Source organism: Micromonospora humida (genome assembly GCF_016901255.1).
In the GTDB taxonomy this organism is placed as follows: domain Bacteria; phylum Actinomycetota; class Actinomycetes; order Mycobacteriales; family Micromonosporaceae; genus Micromonospora; species Micromonospora wenchangensis.
This window is the reverse complement of sequence record NZ_JAFEUC010000003.1, coordinates 124373-143966: the sequence shown is the minus strand read 5'-3', so window position 1 is coordinate 143966 and position 19594 is coordinate 124373. Positions and strand designations below refer to the sequence as shown.

At 73.0% G+C, this 19594-nt stretch carries 14 protein-coding genes; 4 read left to right on the top strand and 10 right to left on the bottom strand.

Features of this window, described 5'->3' with window-relative positions; all coding sequences use genetic code 11:
* Both JQX11_RS07660 and JQX11_RS07655 read right to left on the bottom strand, forming a co-directional pair.
* Positions 1-951, bottom strand: coding sequence for an STM4015 family protein (locus JQX11_RS07660; protein WP_204924284.1), 951 nt, complete (start codon positions 949-951; stop codon positions 1-3).
* A gap of 6 nt (positions 952-957) precedes the next feature.
* Positions 958-1890 carry an STM4015 family protein gene (locus JQX11_RS07655; RefSeq protein ID WP_204924283.1) on the bottom strand — a complete coding sequence of 311 codons (933 nt, stop codon included), beginning with the start codon at positions 1888-1890 and terminating at the stop codon, positions 958-960.
* Between the two features lie 204 nt (positions 1891-2094).
* Between JQX11_RS07655 and JQX11_RS32985 the strand changes: the two genes are divergently transcribed.
* Positions 2095-3540: a pectinesterase family protein gene (locus tag JQX11_RS32985; protein WP_307826107.1), complete on the top strand. Its 1446-nt coding sequence runs from the start codon at positions 2095-2097 to the stop codon at positions 3538-3540.
* A gap of 84 nt (positions 3541-3624) precedes the next feature.
* Here the strand turns inward: JQX11_RS32985 and JQX11_RS07645 are convergent, their stop codons facing one another.
* Positions 3625-4911: a low temperature requirement protein A gene (locus JQX11_RS07645; protein ID WP_204924281.1), complete on the bottom strand. Its 1287-nt coding sequence runs from the start codon at positions 4909-4911 to the stop codon at positions 3625-3627.
* 300 nt (positions 4912-5211) lie between these two features.
* On the opposite strand from JQX11_RS07645, the gene JQX11_RS07640 reads away from it, so the two are divergent.
* Together JQX11_RS07640 and JQX11_RS32980 are read left to right on the top strand one after the other, a co-directional pair.
* Complete coding sequence (locus JQX11_RS07640) at positions 5212-7404, top strand: carbohydrate-binding module family 20 domain-containing protein (protein WP_204924280.1); 2193 nt, start codon at positions 5212-5214, stop codon at positions 7402-7404.
* Between the two features lie 168 nt (positions 7405-7572).
* Positions 7573-9408 (top strand): right-handed parallel beta-helix repeat-containing protein, encoded by a 1836-nt coding sequence (locus JQX11_RS32980; RefSeq protein ID WP_269756805.1) that lies wholly within the window; start codon positions 7573-7575, stop codon positions 9406-9408.
* On the opposite strand, the gene JQX11_RS07630 is transcribed toward JQX11_RS32980, so the two are convergent.
* From JQX11_RS07630 to JQX11_RS07615, 4 genes are all read right to left on the bottom strand, one after another.
* The gene (locus JQX11_RS07630; RefSeq protein ID WP_204924279.1) at positions 9320-10657 is read right to left on the bottom strand and encodes an MFS transporter; all 1338 of its coding nucleotides are present in this window, start codon (positions 10655-10657) and stop codon (positions 9320-9322) included. The two genes, JQX11_RS32980 and JQX11_RS07630, sit on opposite strands and share 89 nt — an antisense overlap.
* Positions 10658-10716: 59 nt before the next feature.
* Positions 10717-12072: a carbohydrate-binding protein gene (locus JQX11_RS07625; protein ID WP_204924278.1), complete on the bottom strand. Its 1356-nt coding sequence runs from the start codon at positions 12070-12072 to the stop codon at positions 10717-10719.
* 126 nt (positions 12073-12198) lie between these two features.
* Positions 12199-13908, bottom strand: coding sequence for a pectinesterase family protein (locus JQX11_RS07620; RefSeq protein ID WP_232377460.1), 1710 nt, complete (start codon positions 13906-13908; stop codon positions 12199-12201).
* Between the two features lie 142 nt (positions 13909-14050).
* Positions 14051-14218, bottom strand: a complete 168-nt coding sequence (locus JQX11_RS07615; RefSeq protein WP_204924666.1) for a hypothetical protein — start codon at positions 14216-14218, stop codon at positions 14051-14053.
* Between the two features lie 292 nt (positions 14219-14510).
* Here JQX11_RS07615 and JQX11_RS07610 point away from each other — a divergent pair, with 292 nt between their 5' ends.
* Positions 14511-14843, top strand: a complete 333-nt coding sequence (locus tag JQX11_RS07610) for a YciI family protein (protein ID WP_204924277.1) — start codon at positions 14511-14513, stop codon at positions 14841-14843.
* A 69-nt stretch (positions 14844-14912) separates the two neighbouring features.
* On the opposite strand, the gene JQX11_RS07605 is transcribed toward JQX11_RS07610, so the two are convergent.
* From JQX11_RS07605 to JQX11_RS07595, 3 genes are all read right to left on the bottom strand, one after another.
* Positions 14913-16478 (bottom strand): Na+/H+ antiporter, encoded by a 1566-nt coding sequence (locus tag JQX11_RS07605; RefSeq protein ID WP_204924276.1) that lies wholly within the window; start codon positions 16476-16478, stop codon positions 14913-14915.
* 81 nt (positions 16479-16559) lie between these two features.
* Positions 16560-17813, bottom strand: coding sequence for a kynureninase (kynU, locus tag JQX11_RS07600; RefSeq protein ID WP_204924275.1), 1254 nt, complete (start codon positions 17811-17813; stop codon positions 16560-16562).
* 116 nt (positions 17814-17929) lie between these two features.
* Complete coding sequence (locus JQX11_RS07595) at positions 17930-19594, bottom strand: copper resistance CopC/CopD family protein (RefSeq protein WP_204924274.1); 1665 nt, start codon at positions 19592-19594, stop codon at positions 17930-17932.

The window sequence follows — 19594 nt, the reverse complement described above, 5'->3', positions numbered from 1 at the left end:
TCACTCCGACACCGCCGTGTAGCGGTAGGTCTCCCCGTCGTCCTCGTCCGGATCCTGCGGTTCGGAGACGTCCACCTCGACGCCGGGCAACGCGGCGACCACCCGGTTGGCGGCCTCCTCCGACAGGTAGTGGTGGTGCAGGTCGAGCGTGGACAGGTGGGTCAGGGGCTGCCCGTCGAGCAGCGCGGCGAGCCCGTCGTCGGACAGGGTGCCCAGCGACAGGTCGAGCCGCTCCAACCGGGGCACCACGGCGGCGGTGGCGAGGGCGGCGGCCAGCTCGTCGGCGATCTCGGCGTTGCGCAGCCCGAGCCGGCGCAGCGCCGGGAAGAGCTTCCCGGCCAGCAGCGCGTCCAGGTCGGCCACGGTGGTGTTCCCGCCGTAGTCGTCGGTGCCCAGCCACAGGTCCAGGTGGTGCAGCGCGGGCAGTTCCGAGGCGAGCACCGCGGCGACGAACTCCCGGGACAGGCCGCCGCTCTGCACGGACAGCTTCCGCAGCCGCCCGTGCCGCACCGGGGAGAAGCTGAAGTCCTCGCCGCCGCGTACCCGCAGCACCTCCAGCTCCGGATAGGCCGTCAGCAACGGGCTGACGTCGCCGACCCGCATCCAGGAGACCTCGCACTCCTCGACGACCATGTCGCCGAGGAACAGGGCCCGCAGCCGGGGCAGCCGGGGAGCCGCCGCGCAGAGCTGGGCGATCGGGGCGTGGTGGAACGCCGCGTATCCCCAGGCCCCGACGACGAGCGCCTCGACCCGGTTACCGACCTGCTCGACGAACCTGTCGAACCGGTCCCGGAACTGCTCCGACAGGACGTCCTGCCGGGTGTCGCCGTCGAAGTGCCAGTCGGCGATCCGCCAGCAGACCGGGCCGTCCACGACGGGTGGCGGCCCGTCGGCGGGGAACTCGACCACCGGCCGGCCGGCGAACGTCTGGGCGTGGGAACCGAACGTCATCGTCGCTCACTCCCCGACCGCGGTGAACCGGTAGACGGTGCCGTGGTACTCGTCGGGCGTCTGCGGGTCGTCCAGGTCGACCTGGACACCGGGCAGCGCGTCGGTCAGCCGCTGTGCGACCTCGGGCGAGAGGAAGTGGTGGTGCAGGTCGAGGCGGCGCAGGTGGGTCAGCGGCTGCCCGGCCAGCAGCGCCTCTGCGCCGGGGTCGGTCAGCACGCCCATCGACAGGTCGAGCACCTCCAGCCGGGACACCACCGGGGCGGTGGCCACCGCCTGCGCGACGTGGTCGGCGAACTCGGCGTTGCAGACCGCCAGGTGCCGCAGCGCGGGCAGCCGGTCGCCGGTCAGGATCGCGGCCAGGTCGTCGACGCCGGTGTCGCCGCCGTAGTCCTGCCGGCCGAGCCACAGGTCGAGCCGGCGCAGGGCGGGCAGGTCGCTGTCGCCCACCGCCCGGGTCACCGCACCGGGCAGGCCGCCGGTCTGGAAGCCCAGCTCCCGCAGCCCGGTGTGGCGCACCGGTCGCAGGGTCAGCTCGTTGGCCCCGCGTACCCACAGCGTCTCCAGCTGCGGGTACGCGGTCAGCAGCGGGGTGAGGTCGCCGTGGGTGAGCCAGGAGATCTCGCACTGCTCGCTGACCAGGTCGGCCAGGAACACCGCGCGCAGGGCGGTCCAGTCCTTCGCGGCGTCGGCCAGCAGGTCGACCGGGAGGGCCCGCTCGTACGCCGAGCCCCACTCGCCGATCACCAGGGCGCGGACCGACTCGCCGGGCACCTCCGCCCGCAGCGCCGCGACCAGGCCGGCGAACTCCTCCGGCTCGGCCTCGAAGTCCTCGACCTCCAGCCGCCAGGCGACGGCCGACGGCTCGTCGGGCAGTGTCATCCCCGGTGTGAAGGGGACCACCGGCATTCCGGCGAACGACGACAAGTGCGAACGGATCACGCCTACCTCCGGCTCGACTGGTGTGACAGCGGCGCGACCGTAACAGGCCCGACCGACAGGATGATCAGCACCGGGTGACCGGACCGGGTGGGCACCTACCCGGGGTGCCCGGCCGGTGACGCTTTACAGCGGAAGGTGGGTGTGGGAGGCTCAGGAAAGCGCTCCCACGGCTGTCCGTGTTCGGATACCATGGGGAGTTCGCTCGTGAGAAATCGCACCCGGCGGGCGGCGTCGATCGTCGCCACCGCCGTCACCACCACCCTCGTCGCCGGTGTCGTCACCGCCGTCTCGGCGCAGGCCGCCGCCGGCTGTCAGGTCACCTACCAGGTCGGCGCCCAGTGGACCGGTGGCTTCACCGCCGCCATCTCGATCAAGAACCTGGGTGACCCCGTCAACGGCTGGCGGCTCGGCTGGACCTTCCCGGCCGGGCAGACCATCACCAGCGCGTGGGGCTTCACCGCCAGCCCGGCCAGCGGCGCCGTCGTCGCCACCAACCTCGACTACAACGCCGCCATCGGCACCGGCGGCGCGGTGGACGTCGGGTTCAACGGCACCTGGACCGGCAGCAACCCCGACCCCGCCGGCTTCACGCTCAACGGCACGGCCTGCACCGGGACGACCACCCCCACCACCGCCGCGCCGACCACCCCACCCCCGCCGACCACCCCGCCACCCACCACCCCGCCCCCGACGACGCCGCCACCCACCACCCCGCCTCCGCCGACCACCCCACCGCCGACCAGCGGGACGCCCACTGTCGCCTCGGACGGCACCGGCAGGTACCGCACGGTGCAGGCCGCCATCGACGCGGTGCCGGCGAACAGTTCCAGCCGGACCACGATCACCATCAAGCCGGGCACCTACCGCGAGGTCGTCCGGGTGGCGTCGAACAAGACCAACGTCACCCTGCGGGGCCTCGGCTCGGCACCGTCGAACGTCGTGCTCGTCTTCAACAACTCCGCCGGCACCCGCAAGCCGGACGGCACGACCTACGGCACCTTCAACAGCGCGAGCATGTTCGTCGACGGGGCGAACTTCGTCGCCGAGAACCTGACCATCGCCAACGACTTCGTGGAGAACTCCTCGGGGGTCGACCAGCAGGCGGTGGCGCTGCACTTGAACGCCGACCGGGCGGTGCTGCGCAACGTCCGGCTCCTCGGTGACCAGGACACCTTCCTGGTCAACGACAAGACCCGGGCGTACGTGGTCGGCTCCTACGTGGAAGGCACCGTCGACTTCATCTTCGGCGGCGGCACGATCGTCATCGACGGCACCTCGATCTACGAGAAGCGGTCGACCGGTGGACCGATCACCGCCGCCCGGACGCCGGCCAGCAAGACGTACGGGATGCTGATCTACCGGTCGACGATCACCGGGGCGACGAACAACACCACCCAGCTCGGCCGCCCGTGGGGGCCGGACGCCCAGGTCCTCTACCGCGAGTCGACGCTCAGCGCGACCATGAAGACCGCCCAGCCCTGGACCGACATGTCCGGCAACGTGTGGCAGAACGCGCGGTTCCGCGAGTACCGCAACACCGGGCCCGGCGCCGGCACCAACGGCAACCGTCCCCAGCTCAGTGACGCCCAGGCGGCCACCTACACGCCGCAGCGCTACCTCGCCGGCAGCGACGGCTGGAACCCGATGTGAGCACCCCGACGCCGGGACGCTGACCGGCGGGGATCCGCCGGTCCGGCCGTCCGCGTCGGATGCCGACGTGGGCGGCCGGACCGGTCAGGAGACCGCCCGGCCCGGCCCGTGCGGGCAACTGGCCTCGTGCTCGTCGACGAGGGCCCGGCGTAGCCGACGTCGCTCGCTACGGCTGACCAGGTACTCGGTGACCGCGGTGGCCAGGCAGACCAGGGCCAGCCAGGCCAGCGCCCGTAGGGCGGGGATGCCGGCGGTGGCCGGCAGCAGGGCGAGCAGCGTCGCGGCGGCGACCAGCCGGGGCCAGATCAGGTTCCGGCAGGTACGGCTGAGCCGCCACTGGAACGTCGCGTGGGCGAGCAGGAAGGTGACCACGCCGCCGTACAGCGCGTAGCGGCCGGTGTGGTCCAGGGGCTGGCCGCCGGTGTAGGTGTCGGCCTCCCCGACGAGGGAGGGCATGTGCTTGAAACCCAGGGCCAGCAGCATGATGCCGGCGATCATCGGCAGGTGCAGGAAGGAGTAGCAGTCCCGGGCGAGCGCGACCCGTTCGGCCGGTGGGGCGGCGCGCAGGGCGTGCTCACCGACCAGCGTCGACAGGTCGATGTAGATCCACTCCAGGGCGCCCGCCACCACCACCGCGAGGGCGGAGGCGGTCAGCAGGCCGATCGAGTTGGTCAGCTGGGAGCCGGCGATGCCGACCGCGATCAGCACCTCCCCGAGGGCGGCGATGACGATCAGGTTGTGCCGTTCGGTCCAGTGCCGGGCAGAGAAGATCATGCGTGGTGGCAGCGGCAGGGCCTGGCCGGCGACATAGTCGACGATGCCGGCCAGCACCCACAGCAGCACCTGCGCGGCGAGCATCCGGTCGGTGGGCAGCGCGGTGCGCGGCAGCAGCGCCGCGCCGGTCAGCAGCCCTGCTGCCACGACCGGGGGCACGGTGAGCGCCAGGACGTGGCGGGCCCGCAGCTGCGGCGACGAGTACCGCCGCAGGATCAGGTAGCAGCACCGTACGGCGAGATAGCAGCCCACAAACCACAGCGGCGTGTCGATCCCGCCCGGTGAGTCCTGGAACGCCTCCCGGGTGGTGACGGCGAGCACGAACATCACCGGCGTGGTGGCCAGCAGGGTGAGCCGGGCGATGCCGTAGTTGGCGCGTACCCGGTTGCCGAGCCAGGCGAACAGCGACCAGGACCACCACAGCAGGCTCAGCACGAGCAGCCCGTGCAGCACGCCCAGGTCGTTGTCCTCGGCGATCATCAGGGTGGTGACCTGGAGGAACGCGAAGACGAACACCAGGTCGAAGAAGACCTCGGCGGTGCTGACCCGGGTGGACTCGGTGACCGGCCGCAGGCCCCGGCGTAACGACGTGGTCACCGGTGCCATGCGGTGCCGGCCCGGCCGGTGGGCGGACGGGGCACGGCACCCCCTCGTCACGGTACGGACGACGCCGGGTTCCGGGCGCGACGCAGGGCAAACCCCGACGTGGAGCGCGGGCGACGCCGGGTGGCCGGAACACCGCACGCTGCAACTCCTTACGGATCATTGCGGGCGGATGTCGAAAAGTTTGCCGCAAGGTCTTGCAAAACCTTTCATCGATGCCGCATCGTCTTCTCCACCGGACGGCCGTCCCACCGCCAAGCGCCTCTTCGACCCCCGGAAGTAGGTCCACTCCCGATGTCCACACCCCGCGTCTCCCGGGCAGCCCGTCTGCGACGGGGTCTCCTCGCCCTCGCCGTCACCGCCACCTCCCTCGCCGGCCTGAGCGCTCTGCCGGCCACCGTTCCCGCCTCCGCCGCCGTCGCCCTCAACGACAGCGAGGTCACCGCCAACCTCTGGGAATGGAACTGGCGCTCCGTCGCCGCCGCGTGCACCGACCACCTCGGCCCGGCCGGCTACGGCGCGGTGCAGGTCGCCCCGCCGCAGGAGTCGGTCAGCCTGCCGAGCAGCGCCGACGGCGTCCACCCCTGGTACGAGGTCTACCAGCCGGTCTCCTACCGGCTGGAGAGCCGGTTCGGCACCCGGCAGCAGTTCGCCGACATGGTCACCACCTGCCACGCCGCCGGCGTGCGGGTGTACGTCGACGCGGTGGTCAACCACATGGCCGGCGCCAACAACCCCGAGTCGGTCGTCGGGTACGCCGGCACCGACTTCTCCGGCCCCGGTTACAGCTTCCCCGCCGTGCCCTACGGCACCGGCGACTTCCACCGCCCGGGGGACAACTGCCCGACCTCCGGTGCGATCAACGACTGGAACAACGAGGCCCAGGTGACCAGCTGCGAGCTGCTGTCCCTGACCGACCTCTACACCGAGAAGGACAGCGTTCGCACCAAGATCGCCGGCTTCCTCAACGACCTGGTCGGCCTCGGCGTCGACGGCTTCCGGGTGGACGCGGTCAAGCACGTCAAGAAGGACGACTTCGCCGCGATCCTCGGCAAGGTGCGCAACACCACCGCCGAGAACAAGCGACCGTACGTCGCCCAGGAGATCTTCGACGGGGCCAGCAACGACGCGCTCAAGGCGCGCGCCTTCACCGGCAACGGCGACGTGCTCGACTTCGGGTACGCCAAGGGCCTGAAGTCCGCGTTCCAGGGCTCGATCGCCAACCTGGCCAACGTCGGCAGCTGGAACCTCGACGCGCCCAGCGCCAACGTGTTCGCCATGGTCACCAACCACGACCTGGAACGTGACGGGGTGGTGCTGTCCTACCGCGACGGCAGCGACTACGTGCTGGCCAACTACTTCGCGCTGGCCTACCCGCACGGCAAGCCGTCGGTCTACGACAGCTTCACCTGGTCCAACCGCAACCAGTCGCCGCCCGCCGACGGCAACGGCTACGTCACCGACACCGTCTGCGGCGGCAGTTGGAACTGCCTGACCCGGTCCACCGGGATCAAGGGCATGGTCGGCTGGGCGAACGCCGCGAAGTCGGTCAGGAGCGTCTCCGACTTCACCGTGGTCAACAGCAACGTCATCGGCTTCCACCGGGGCGACCGGGCCTGGATCGGGATCAACGACTCCGGTTCCGCCACCACCGCCACCTTCACCACCGGCCTGGCCGACGGGTCGTACTGCGACGTGATCTCCGGAGCACGCGGCACGGCCGGCTGCACCGGCACCACGGTGACCGTCAGCGGTGGCCGGGCCACCGTGCAGATCCCCGCCAACGGCGCGGTGGCGCTGCACGTCAACGCGAAGGGCGGCCCGTCGACCACCCCCACCGCCACCCCGACGCCCACCGCCAGCGCCACGCCGACGCCGACCGCGCCGGCCGGCACGGTCGCCACCACCTTCACCGTGACCGCCACGCTGACCGGTGACCAGAGCGCCTACGTCGTCGGCAGCGTCCCGGCGCTGGGTTCGTGGGCCCCGGCCGCCGCCGTCCCGCTGACCGCGCAGGGCGGTGGGACGTACCGGGCGGTGGTCACCCTGCCGGCGTCCTCGACGGTGGAGTTCAAGTTCCTCAAGAAGACCGCGGCCGGCGTCGTGACCTGGGAGTCGGGGAGCAACCGGACGCTGACCACGCCGAGCGGCGGCACCTCCTCGGTGACCGACACCTTCCGGGGTGACCCGGCCGGCACCCAGGGGGCGTCGTTCACCGTCAACGCCACCACCACGTACGGGCAGAACGTCTACGTGGTGGGCAGCGTCGCGGCGCTGGGCTCGTGGAACCCGGCCAACGCGGTGGCGCTCTCCTCGGCCGCCTACCCGTTGTGGCGGGCCACGGTCGCCCTGCCGGCGAACACGACGTTCGAGTACAAGTACCTCAAGAAGAACCCGAACGGCACGGTGACCTGGGAGTCCGGTGGCAACCGTAGCGGCACCGTCGGGTCCACCGGCTCGTGGAGCGCCAACGACACCTGGCGGTGACGCCGGGCTGACCACGGCGGCCGATCCCCTTTCCCGGGGGTCGGCCGCCGCGTCGTTGGACCTCCGGTCGGGTCGACCCTGCCAGGTTGACGGATGTCGATGCCCTCTCGTATCGTCCGGAAAGCGCATTCTTGCTCCGCGCCGCCCACCCCGCCGGAGGTACGCCCCATGCGCCCGTCCCCGCTGCGCCGGCTGGCCCCGCTGGTCGCCGCCGTGCTCACCGCCACGGCCGCCCTCCTGGCCGGGCCGGCCACCACCGCCTCGGCCGCCACCATGTTCAGCGACGACTTCACCGACGGCGACACCGTCGGCTGGTCCCGGTCGGGTGGGACGTGGGGTGTCGTCACCGACGGATCCCCGGCGCTGCGGCAGTCCGACGCGGGCAGCGGGAACGCCCGGCTCTTCGCCGGCAACGCCGGCTGGACCGACTACACCGTCCAGGCCCGGGTGAAGCCGCTCAGCCTCAGCCTCGGCCCCGGCAGCCAGGTCGGCCTGCTGGCCCGCGCGGCCGGGTCGACGCGCTACTACCGGTTGGCGCTGCTGCCCGGCGACCAGGCGCAGTTGCAGGCGGTGAACGGCGGCACGGTCACCGTGCTGGCCGGCATCTCCCACCCGGTGGCCACCGGCACCTGGCACACCCTCGCCGTCGAGGTCACCGGCGGCACCGTGCGGGGCCGCGTCGACGGGGTCTTCGTCGGCGAGGTCACCAACCCGCTGATCGGGGCCGGCCGGATCGGGGTGCAGACCACATACTCGTCGGCGTCCTTCGACGACGTCCTGGTCAGCAACGTCGACATCCCGCCGACCACACCGCCGGTCCACAACGACACCCCGCCACCGAGCAGCACCCCGCCGGCCACCACACCACCGCTGACCCCGCCACCCACCGTGCCGCCGCCCGGGACCGTCGTGCTGGTGGTGGCCACCGACGGCGACGACGCCAACCCCGGGACGCTGGCCCGGCCGTTGCGCACCATCCAACGCGCGCACGACCTGGCCCAGCCCGGCACCACGATCGCGGTGCGCGGCGGCACCTACGCGCCGACCAGCACCATCAAGATCCTCAAGGACGGCACCGGATACCACCCGATCACCCTGATGAACTACCAGGGCGAGAAGGTGGTCATCGACGGTGAGAACATGCCGTACACGCCGGCCGCGGTGGGCGCCAGCATCCCCCGCGCCGACCGGGGTGTGCTGCACGTCGAGGCGGACTGGTGGCGGTTCGTCGGCCTGGAGATCGTCCACGGCCCGTACGGGATCTTCGGGGTGGACACCAACTACGGCAGGTACGAGCGTCTGGTCACCCGGGACAACTACGAGTCCGGCCTGCACCTGCAGGGCGCGTCCAGCGGCAACCGGATCGTCAACCTGGACAGCTACGGCAACCGGGACCCCCGCAAGAACGGCGAGAGCGCCGACGGGCTGGCCATCAAGGAGGGCTCGGGCCTCGACAACCAGGTACGCGGCGCGCGGCTGTGGCGCAACTCCGACGACGGGTTCGACGCCTGGCTGTTCCTGTCGCCCATCCTGATCGAGGACAGCGTCGCCTACGACAACGGCTACAACTACTGGGACCTGCCCGACTACGCAGGTGACGGCAACGGCTTCAAGCACGGCGGTGGCAACGATCCCCGCCCCGCCGTCGACCACGTCACCCGCAACAGCATGGCCTGGGGCAACTCGGCCGGCGGCTTCATCGACAACGGCAACCCGGGCGCGCTGGTCTTCGACCGCAACACCGCGTGGCGCAACGGCAAGGCCGGCTTCGACGTCTCCCGGTCCGCCTCCCAGCTGCACCGCAACCTCGCGGTCGGCAACTCCCCGGAGGTGTCGCCCGGCTCCTCGACCGGGGGCGGCAACTCCTGGGACCTCGGCGGCACCTGGCCACTGGCCAGCACCGACCCGTCGACGGTCACCGGCCCCCGGGCCGCCGACGGATCCGTCCCGACGTCGGACTTCCTGCGCCCCGCAAGCGGCGTCGACGTGGGTGCCCGGCTCTGACCGGGGGCGTCCCGGCCGGCTCGCGGGGGATGACCAGGGCGCCCCACAGCGCCGCGAGGAGCGCGAAGCCCGCCGCGACCGCGTACGCGAGTGAACCGGAGCGCTCGACCAGGACCCCGCCGAGCGCGGTGCCGACCGGGAACCCGATCAGGTTGACGCTGATGGAGACCGTCATGATCCGGCCCAGCCGGGCGGGATCGGTCCGTCGTTGCCGCAGGGACAGCACACCCACGTTGAGGGCGCCCTCCAGCAGGCCGAACAGCGCCAGCCCGACCGCCAGGGTGGCGAGCGTCGCGACGGCGCCCAGCGGGTAGATCGCGACGGCGGACAGCACCGTGGTGACGATCAGCAGCAGCCGTTCGCGACCGGCCCGCAGCAGTCGTCCGGCGGCCAGCGCACCGGCCGCACCGCACAGGCCCACCAGGCTCCAGAGCGCGCCGGCGTACTGCTCGGTGTGCCCTGCGCCGCCGACCCGCTGGGCCACCGAGACCGGCACCGCCACGACGAGGATGCCGAAGGTGACCTGGTAGCAGGAGTAGGACAGGGCGAGCCCGCGCAGGGTGGCGTCGCGGACGAGATAACTGACGCCTTCCCACGCCTCGCGCAGCAGGTGCCGGCGCTCCGTCCGGGGCGGTTCGGCGGCCGACCCTCGCAGCAGCAGCAGGCTCAGCGCGGCCAGGACGTACATCGCGACCACCAGCACCAGCGCCGGGTCGGGGCCGATCAGCGCGATCACGGCACCGCCGACCAACGGACCGACGACCTCGATGACCGAGTAGGTGCTGAGGTCCAGCGCGTTGGCCCGGTCGTAGGCGTCGTCGGGCACGAACCGGGGGATCAGCGTGCGGATCCCGCCCGCGCTGAGCGGGCTGGTCAACGAGAAGAGCCCCAGCAGGGTCAGCAACACGGCGGGGGTGAGCCGGCCACCCGCGGAGGCCAGCGCGATCAGACCGATGAGGACGGCGCTGACGAGGTTGTCCAGGATGACCGCGCGGGCGGCACCCACCCGGTCGAGCAGCGCGCCGGCCATCGGGCTGACCAGGAAGCCGGGCAGGGTCAGGAAGAACCCGCCCAGCCCGGCCAGGACCGGGGAACGGAACCGCGCGAGGACGTAGAGCACGACGACGAACAGCAGCATCTCGGACGCCAGGCGGGACAACGAGGCCGACAGCAGTAGCTGGGGCACGTTGCGGGTGGTGAGGACCTGCCGGTAGGTCATCGGCGGCGCGGGTACGGGGTCGGCTGTCATTCCCGGAATGCTCCCGCCGGGCGGGGCCCCGCTGCGGGCGGGGCCCCGACCCGTCGGGTTCAGCGTCCCTGGAGCGTGCGGACGTTGTCGCCGAAGGTCCAGCCCTTGGAGCCGTCCCAGTTCACCGACCAGGTCATCAGCCCCTTGAGGCCGCCCCGGTAGGTGTTCCACGCCTGCGCCACCGAGGCCGGCGCGAGGTAGCCGCCGCCGGCGCCGGGCTGCGCGGGCAGGCCGGGCACCTGCCTGTCGTACGGGACCCGGATGGTGGTGCCCTGGACGACCAGGCCGGCGTTGAGGCAGTCGGTCTGGGCGGTGAAGCCCGCCACCGTCCCGGCCGGGTACGAGTCACCGGCGCAGCCGTACATGCTGCCGTTGTAGTACTGCATGTTCAGCCACCAGAGCCGCCCGTTGTCGACGTACCGCTTGATCACCGGCAGGTACGCGCCCCAGATGGAGCCGTAGGTGACGCTGCCGCCGGTGACGTAGGCGGTCTCCGGGGCCATGGTCAGGCCGAAGCCGGCCGGCATCTGGGCCAGCACCCCGTCGATGATGCGGATCAGGTTCGACTGCGAGGGGGACAGCCGGGTGATGTCGCCGCTGCCGGTCAGCCCGGTCTCGATGTCGATGTCGATGCCGTCGAAGTGGTACCGCTTGAGGATCGGCACGACGGTGGCGACGAACCGGTCCGCGACGGCCGCCGAGCCGAGGTCGATGCCGGCGGTGGCCCCGCCGATCGACAGCAGCAGGGTCAGCCCGGCGGCCTTGGCCTGGCACATCTCGGTCGGGGTGGGCACCCGGACGGTGGCGTCCATACCGTCCTCCCAGAGCACCGTGCCGTCGGCGCGGATCACCGGGAAGGCGGCGGTGACCACGTTGTAGCCGTGCCCGGTGATCCGGGCGTCGGTGATCGGTATCCAGCCCAGCGGCGGGTGGACGCCGTTGGCCGCGCCGTCCCAGTTCTCCCAGTAGCCCTGGAGCACCTTGCCGGCCGGCCGGGACTTCAGCGCGCAGCCCGTGCCGTCGGGCGGCGGCGTGGTCGTGCCGGGGGTGGGTGTCGGGGTCGGGGGCCGGGTGGGGGTGGGGGTCGGCGACGGTGGCCGGGTGGGCGTCGGGGTGGGGGAGGGGGTGCCGGTGCAGACGCCGAGGTCGCGCCAGAGCGCCGGCACGGCGGCCGGGTTCCAGCCGGCGCCGGCCGGCGGGGTGTGGGTCACCAGCGACTCGTAGAGGTGGCCGAGGTAGCTGACCCGGGTGCCCGCCGGGTAGCTGACGCCCTCGGCCCAGGCCGGTGCGGAGCAGGCCGCGAGGGTGCCGGCGGTGACGGTGGCCGGCGCGGCGACGCCGTTCGCGGCGGGCAGCGCGGCGGCGAGCAGCACCGCGCCGGCCAGCACGGCCGTCGTCCCTGGTCGAAGTCGCATGACATACCTCCTCGTCGATGGCGGGGAGGCTATCAGTTAAGTTTGTTAAATGTAAATGCCCGGCTGCCGTCGGGTCCGCGCCGCCGCCGGCCACGGGCGGATCGTGGCCGGCGGCGGCACGGGTGCTCAGGGGATCGGATTCCAGCCGTCGACGCCGGCCAGGTAGCGCTGCGGGATGAAGTCCGGGGCCTGCGCGTCGGTCAACTGTGGCCGGTCGGCGGTGACCGTCGACCCGGGACCGCTGTTGCGGTATTCGGCGAACCGGGCGTCGCGCCACGAGAAGCCGGACATGTCGGTCCAGGGGGAGTCCTTCACGTGCGCGCCGAGCACGCTGTCACGGAACACCACCTGACCGATCGCGTTGACGTCCCCGCTTGGGTGCCACGGCCGACCGAGGTGCACGCTCTGCGCCGCCGCCGCGTCGGTGGTCAGGGCGCAGCCGGTGAACAGCAGGCCGTACGGGTTGCCGATCATCGTGGAGGCGGCGGTGACGTAGCCGTTGTTGCTGGTCGAGCCCCGGTCCAGCGAACGGATCTCGCAGCCGTCGAAGACCCCGGTGCCCCGGCCGAAGATGAAGTCGACGTCGCCCTCGACGTAGCAGTCCCGGAAGTACGCCCGACCGACAGCGTCGGCGGAGGCGCTGTTGTGGTAAAGCGTGTCCTGGTTGCCCAGGAACCGTACGTCGTCGAAAACCAGCCGGTCGGCCCGGGTCAGCACGGCCACCGCCTGCTCGGCGCTGTAGTCGTGCGCCGCCTCGTCGAAGTCGTTGGCGAAGGTCAGGTGCCGGGCGGTGAAGTCGTTGCCGTCGATGGTCACCGAGGCGCTGCCCGACGTGCCGTACGTGCCACCGCCCGGCTTCGGGGTGCCCGAGGCGTTGTCGTAGACGATCACCACGTCCCGGGGGTCCCCGGTCGACCCGACGAACGACACGTACGGCTTACCGGCCGGCACCGCCACCGTCTCCCGGTAGGTGCCCGGCCTGATGGTGATCGTGTACCGGCTCGCGTTGCCCACCGGCACGGCGTCCACGGCCGCCTGCACGCTGGTGAAGTCCCCGCTGCCGTCCGGGGCGACCACCGAGGACCGCTGCGCCGGCCCGGTGGGCGTGGGCGTCGGGCCGGTGGGCGACGGGGTGTCCGACGGGGTGGCGGTGGGGGTCGGCGTCGCGCCGGTCGGGGTGGCGGTGGGGCTCGGCGGTGCGCTGGTCGGCGCGGGTTCACCCCGGGTCACCAGCACGTCGTCGAAGCGGGCGGTGGCGTTGCCGGTCTGCACCCCGATCCGGCCGGTCGCGGTCAGCGTCGCGGTGCCCGCCCCGACGGGGACGCCGTCCACCCAGCCGCGTACCACCGTCCCGGCGACCTCGATCCGCAGCGTGTGCCAGTCGCCGACCGTCACCGGGTGGGACACCGTGCCCAACGGGGTGACCCGGCCACTGCGTACCGCCTCCAGCCGGACCTGGTCGCCGGCGTGCAGGGCGAGCCGGTAGTAGCTGGTCGCGCCGCTGGCGCGGGCCAGCAGCGCGACCATGCCGTTGCCGGGCAGCGTCAGCGGCTTCACCCGGGCCTGGACGGCCTGGTCGGCCCAGGAGGCGCTGCCGGCGAACAGCCGGGCGTCGCCGGTGTCGGCCCTGGCCTGCTGCAACGCCGGGCTGTCGTCGGCGGCCACCGCCCAGGAACCACCGGACCTCGACCAGCCGGCGAGGTCGCCGTCGGCGAAGTCGTCGCTGAACAGGGTGGCGGCATGGGCGACCTGTGCGCCGCCGAGCTGGGTGAGGGCGAGCAGCGCGGTGGTGAGTGCCGCGACGGCGAGGGCGGGCAGGCGGCGGCTTCTGCGCATGGCGGATGAACCTCCGGGGACGGGGTGGAGGTGGGCAACGGTGCGTGAAAGCGCTTTCCTGGGCGCACCGTAACCCCGCCCGTGCACGACTGTCAATCGATGCCGCCGCCGGGAACGGACGCACCCCGCCCGCGACGGTCCGCTACTGCCCGTGACGCCACCGTCGGTCCGGCAGCGCCCGGGTCGTCTCCTCGGCCGGTATCCGTTCGGCCTCGGCCTGCGCGAGGAGTCGCTGCTTCGCCGCCTCGTGTTCCGCGGCCTGGATCTGCTCGCCCCGACTCGGCGCCGGCTCACCCTGCACACTGTCCACCCGGTCCTCCTTAGACGGGGCGCGACGGTGCTCGGGCAGCAAGACCGGCGCGCCGGACGCGGGTGCGGCTCCTGGCCGGAAGGACGGTTGTCCTACGAGCCACACCCGATCAGCATTCAGTGATCGGACAGTTGCGGTCGAGAGCTGGGAAGTTCGCCGGCTACGTGCTGCTCAACGACGCTGGTCGTCCCGGTGACATGTCCGTGCTCGTAGCCGCTGAACGCTCCGCCCGCGTCCCGGGGTCCGCGAGGCGCGGCAGGTACGCCTGGCCGGCCGCCGCTACGATGCGGGGATGGGCAGGTTCCCTGCGCTCTTCAACGGCGCGGCCGACGAGGCCGGCAAGGCCGCACTCAGCGAACAGCAGCAGACCGAGTTCCTCCACGCCTGGGCATCGTGGGCGCAGGCCAACGAGCGGGCTCTCGTCGACCCGGGCGCTCCGTTGTTCGCGAAGAAGCTGGTCACGGCGCAGGGGGTCGAGGACTTCACCGACGGTATGACGGGTTACCCCATCGTGGAGGCGGACTCTCACGACGAGGCGGTCCGGATCTTCTCCGGCCATCCACACCTGGGACTGTTCACCGGAAACTCGATCGCCGTTCCCGAGTGCCCGCCGCCGCCCGGCTGACACCCCGCCCGCAGGGTGATCTCGCCGGGCACGCCCTTCGCCGACCGGGACCGTCGGCGGCACACCGGCTCAGTCCTCGGTCTGCGGGCCGAGCAGGCGGATCTCCTCGATGTCCAGCGCCGCCTGCACCTCGCGCAGCACGCTGTCGTCGATCTCGTTGTTGTCGCGCAGCCGGGTCACCTCGCGGCGCTTGTGCTCCAGCACCCCCAGCCGCAGCCGCGTGTCCGACTCCTGGGCCCGGTCGGCCTCCGGCCCCCCACCGGACTCCGTCACCAGGTCCAGGTAACGCTGGTAGTCGGCACGCAACCGGTCCACCGCCGTGCCGTCGACCTCGAGGTCGGAGGCGACGCCCGGCAGCGCCGCCAACGCCACCTCGGTGGCCCGGCGGCGGGCGTGCCGGACCTCGTCCCCGCGTGCCTCGTCCCCGCGCAGCCCGGCCCAGCGAGCCACCGCCGGCAGGGTGGTGCCCTGCACCAGCATGATCGACACGATCGCCACGGCGGTGCAGAAGATGATCAGATCCCGTTCCGGCACCGGCGTGTGCGTCGTGACCGTGGTGACCGGCACCGCGAGGGCGGCGGCCAGCGACACCGCCCCCCGGAACCCCGCCCAGCCGGCCGCCACCCGGACCCGCCGGCTCACCGTGGCGCCCCGGCCCACCACCGGCAGGCCGTAGGAGAACAGCTGCAACCACACCAGCCGGACCACCACCACCATCAGGGTGACCGAGGCGGCGATCGCCACCGACCGCACCAGCGAGGTGCTGGTCACGTGGTTCACCGCCCGGGGGATCTGCATCCCCAGCAGCACGAACAGCGCCCCGTTGATCAGGAAGGTGGACAGGTCCCAGAAGGCGTACGCCAACACCCGGGACCGGGCCCGGATGATCCTCGGGCTGGCGTACGACAGCAGCAGGCCGGCCACGACGACGGCGAGCACCCCGCTGGCGTGCACCACCTCGGCGAGCAGGAACGCGGCGAACGGGGTGAGTACGCTCAGCGCGCCCTCGCGCAGCGGGTCGTCCAACCGGCGGCGGATCAGCACCACGACCAGGCCGACGACCAGACCGGCGGCGACGCCTCCGGCGGCCGAGCCGAAGAACCGCCCCAGGAAACCGAACACCCCCGGCGCGGTGCCACCGACGATCAACCCGACCGTCACCGAGAACAGCACCAGCGCGGTGCCGTCGTTGACGAGGCTCTCCGCCCGCAGCGTGGTCAGGATGCGGCGGGGCATCCGCTTCGCCAGGCCGGCCACCGCCGCCGCGTCGGTCGGGGCGAGCACCGCGCCCAGCACCCAGGCCGCCTGCGGGCTCATCCCCAGCCCCTTGGCGACCAGCGCCACCGCCACCATGGTCACCACCACCAGCGCCACCGCCAACGAGGCGATCACCAGCAGGTTCGACCGGATCTCCCGCAGGCTGATCACCAGGCTCTCCCGGTAGAGCACGGCCGGCAGGAAGAGCAGCAGCACCACCTCGGGTTCGAGCACCACGTCCGACAGCGGCGGCAGCAGCGCCAGCAGGCCACCCATGGTGATCAGCAGCACCGGCGGGGCGACCCGGTACCGGCCGCCGATGGTGGTGCCGACCAGCACGGTGGCGGCCAGCACCACGATCAGGACCAGGACCTCCACGCCACCCCCCGCCTCCACCCGACATGCTGGTACGAAGTCGGCGGCGGGGCGGGGAGAATCCGGGAACTGCCCGGGTCCGGCTCAGGTGACCCGGGACGGCTCCGCCGGCACCCCGGTCCAGGCCCGCCGTTCGGCGATGTCCCGCAGCCGGTCCATCGCGTCCCACACGTCGACGTGACGGGTGTAGAGCGCCGCCGGGCCGAGCCGCAGCCGGTCCGGCACCCGGTAGTCGCCGACGACCCCGGCGTCGACCAGGGCGCGGGAGATCCGCAACGCCTCCGGGTGGTGCAGCGACACGTGCCCGCCGCGCCGGGCGGGGTCGCGGGGCGAGGCGAGCCGGAAGCCGTGCGGGACGAGCCAGGCGTCGGCCAGTTCGATGATCAGCTCGCCGAGCCGCAGCGACTTCTGCCGCACCTGGTCCATCCCGGCGTCGGCCAGCACGTCCAGGGCCGGGTCGAGGGCGGCCATCCCGAGCACCGGCGGGGTGCCCACCAGGAACCGCTCCGGGCCGGGCGCGGGATCGTAGCCGGCACCCATCCGGAACTGGTCCCGCTGGCCGAACCAGCCCCAGATCGGCTGCCGCAGTGACTCCTGCAGCTCCCGCCGCACATAGAGGAAGGCCGGCGCTCCGGGGCCGCCGTTGAGGTACTTGTAGGTGCAGCCGACCGCGAGGTCGGCCCCGGCGGCGGTCAGGTCCAGCGGCACCGAGCCGACCGCGTGCGACAGGTCCCACAGCACCAGCGCGCCGACCCGGCGGGCCGCCTCGGTCACCGCCGCGACGTCCAGCAGGGCCCCGCAGCGGTACGACACCGCCGAGAGCACCACCAGCGCCACGTCCTCGGTCAGCGCCGCCGCCAGGGTGTCCGGGTCCAGCCCCTCGTCGAGGTCGGAGGGGAGCAGCCGCAGGGTGTGCCCGCGCTGGGCGGCCAGCCCCTCCAGCAGGTACCGGTCGGTGGGGAACTCCTCGGCGTCGGCCAGGATCGTCCGTCGGTCGGGCCGGGCGTCGAGGGCGGCGGCGGCCAGCTTGTAGAGGTTGACCGAGGTGGAGTCGGAGACGATCACCTCGCCGTCGCGGGCGCCCAGCGCGTGGGCGGCGATCCGGTCCCCGATGCGGCGCGGCCACTCGATCCAGGTCGGCCAGCTCCGGACCAGTTCGGTGCCCCACCCGCCACGGACCAGGCCGGTCAGGTGGTCGCCGGTGGCGGCCGGCAGCCGGCCCAGCGAGTTGCCGTCGAGGTAGAGCAGGTCGTCGACCACGAACCGGTCCCGCAGGCCGGCGAGCGGATCGGCGGCGTCCCGCTCCTGCGCGACGTGCCGGGATGTCGGTGTGGTCATGGTGTCCTCCCTCCGCCCGGGGACACCCGGGCCGATGCAGGCTAGCCGATCGGCCCGGCGAACCGTAAGGGACGGTGGCCCGGCCACCCCGTACCCCCGGCCGGGTCGGCCGTCGCTCAGCGGACCGGGACGGTCGCGGTGACGGTGGCCTGGTCGATGTCGCTGGTGCGGACGGTGAACCGGATCGTCCAGTCCCCGCGCGCCGGCAGGCTGATCTCGGCGCTGCCGTGGTGCGGCTCCGGGGTGTCCACCGGCACGGTCATCGGTTCGATCCCGGCCGCCGGCAGGGCGAGGCTGACCGTCCACTGGGCCACCGGCAGCGGCTGCCCCTGCGGGGTGTAGACGTACGCGTGCAGCGAGTTCGGCACCCCCACCCGGACCGGGTAGATGTCGAACTGGAGGGTGTAGGTGGCGCTGGTGAGGGTCTGCGCGACGCCCTCGCGGGTGGCGCGGGCGGCCTGCGTGTCGGCGGTCCGGCCGGGCGGGGTCTGCACCAGCACGGCGGTCAGCGCCAGCACCACCGCCGTGGCGGCGAGTTCCACCCCGGCGGCCCACGCGACCCGGCCCGGCCGGTCGGCGGCCCGGCCGGCGCGCACCGCCCGCCGCTGCCAGGCCGCGACGCCGAGCACGGCGGCGAGCAGCGCCGCCTTGGCGCAGAGCAGCCGACCGTACGCGGTGCCGACCAGCGCGCCGGGCCGGCCGAGTTCGATCGCGGCCTGCCCGACGCCGGAGGCGACCAGCCACCCCACCGCGACGGTCGCCCACCGCGACCAGGCCGGCAGGATCCGGCCCAGGACCCGCCGGTGGGTGCCGGGCAGCAGGAACACCGCCAGGGTGAACAGCCCGCCCAGCCACACGCTCATCCCGGCCAGGTGCACCACGTCGGCGAGGATGCTCACCGGCGGCAGGGGCGAGGCCACCGGGTGCCCGGCCAGCGGCCAGGTCACCATCCCGGCCAGGCCCACCAGCGCCAGCGCCACCCGCCGGCCGCGCCCGGCCCGCCCTGCGGCCACCGCCGCCAGCAGCCCGGCGGCGATCGCGGCCAGCGCCAGCCGGGCCCCCAGCAACGGCCCGATGTCGCTGTCGGCCACCGCCGTCAGGTCACCACGCGACAGGTCGCCGACCGGCACCCCGACCATGTCCGCGGCCTGCGCCACCCACGTCCCGGCGGTGCCCACGACCACCAGGGCGAGACCGACGTACCCGGTGGCGGTCACCGCGCGACGGCGGCGACGGCGCGGCCAGCGCACCGCGCCGAACAGGGTGGGGCCGATCGCCAGGACCAGGCCCAGGTAGCCGATGTACCGGGCGGCGGGGGTCCACCCGCCCGAGGGGCGCTCGTCGACGCTCACCGGCTCCGGGGGCGTCGCCGACGGCGCACCGGCCGAGTAGGCGAAGCTGCCGGCGACCGGGTGGCTGTCGGCCGAGATGACCCGGTAGCTGACCAGGTAGGTGCCGAGCGGCCGGTCCGGCACCCGGACCGGGATGCGCAGGGTGGCCCCGTCCGCGACCGGCTCCCCGGCGGTGACCCGCCGCCCGTCCGGGCCGAGCACCTGCACCCGGCCGATGACCGGGGAGACCGACTCGCTGAAGACCAGCACCACCTCCCCGGGTGGGGAGCCGATCACGGCGTCGCGGACCGGGCTGGTGGCGACCAGCGCGGCGTGGGCTGCGGCCGGGGTCGCCGGGGTCAGCGGTACGGACAGCAGCGCGAGGAGTAACCCCAGCAGTACGGCGGAACGGGTGGTACGCACGCACAGTGGTTCGTATTTCGTGGTCAC

Excerpts from the sequence above, each read along its gene's own strand:
- JQX11_RS07630 (WP_204924279.1), bottom strand. The coding sequence starts at position 10,657 with ATGACAGCCGACCCCGTACCCGCGCCGCCGATGACCTACCGGCAGGTC.
- JQX11_RS07610 (WP_204924277.1), top strand. The coding sequence starts at position 14,511 with ATGGGCAGGTTCCCTGCGCTCTTCAACGGCGCGGCCGACGAGGCCGGC.
- JQX11_RS07660 (WP_204924284.1), bottom strand. The coding sequence starts at position 951 with ATGACGTTCGGTTCCCACGCCCAGACGTTCGCCGGCCGGCCGGTGGTC.
- kynU (WP_204924275.1), bottom strand. The coding sequence starts at position 17,813 with ATGACCACACCGACATCCCGGCACGTCGCGCAGGAGCGGGACGCCGCC.
- JQX11_RS07625 (WP_204924278.1), bottom strand. The coding sequence starts at position 12,072 with ATGCGACTTCGACCAGGGACGACGGCCGTGCTGGCCGGCGCGGTGCTG.
- JQX11_RS07640 (WP_204924280.1), top strand. The coding sequence starts at position 5,212 with ATGTCCACACCCCGCGTCTCCCGGGCAGCCCGTCTGCGACGGGGTCTC.
- JQX11_RS07620 (WP_232377460.1), bottom strand. The coding sequence starts at position 13,908 with ATGCGCAGAAGCCGCCGCCTGCCCGCCCTCGCCGTCGCGGCACTCACC.
- JQX11_RS32980 (WP_269756805.1), top strand. The coding sequence starts at position 7,573 with ATGCGCCCGTCCCCGCTGCGCCGGCTGGCCCCGCTGGTCGCCGCCGTG.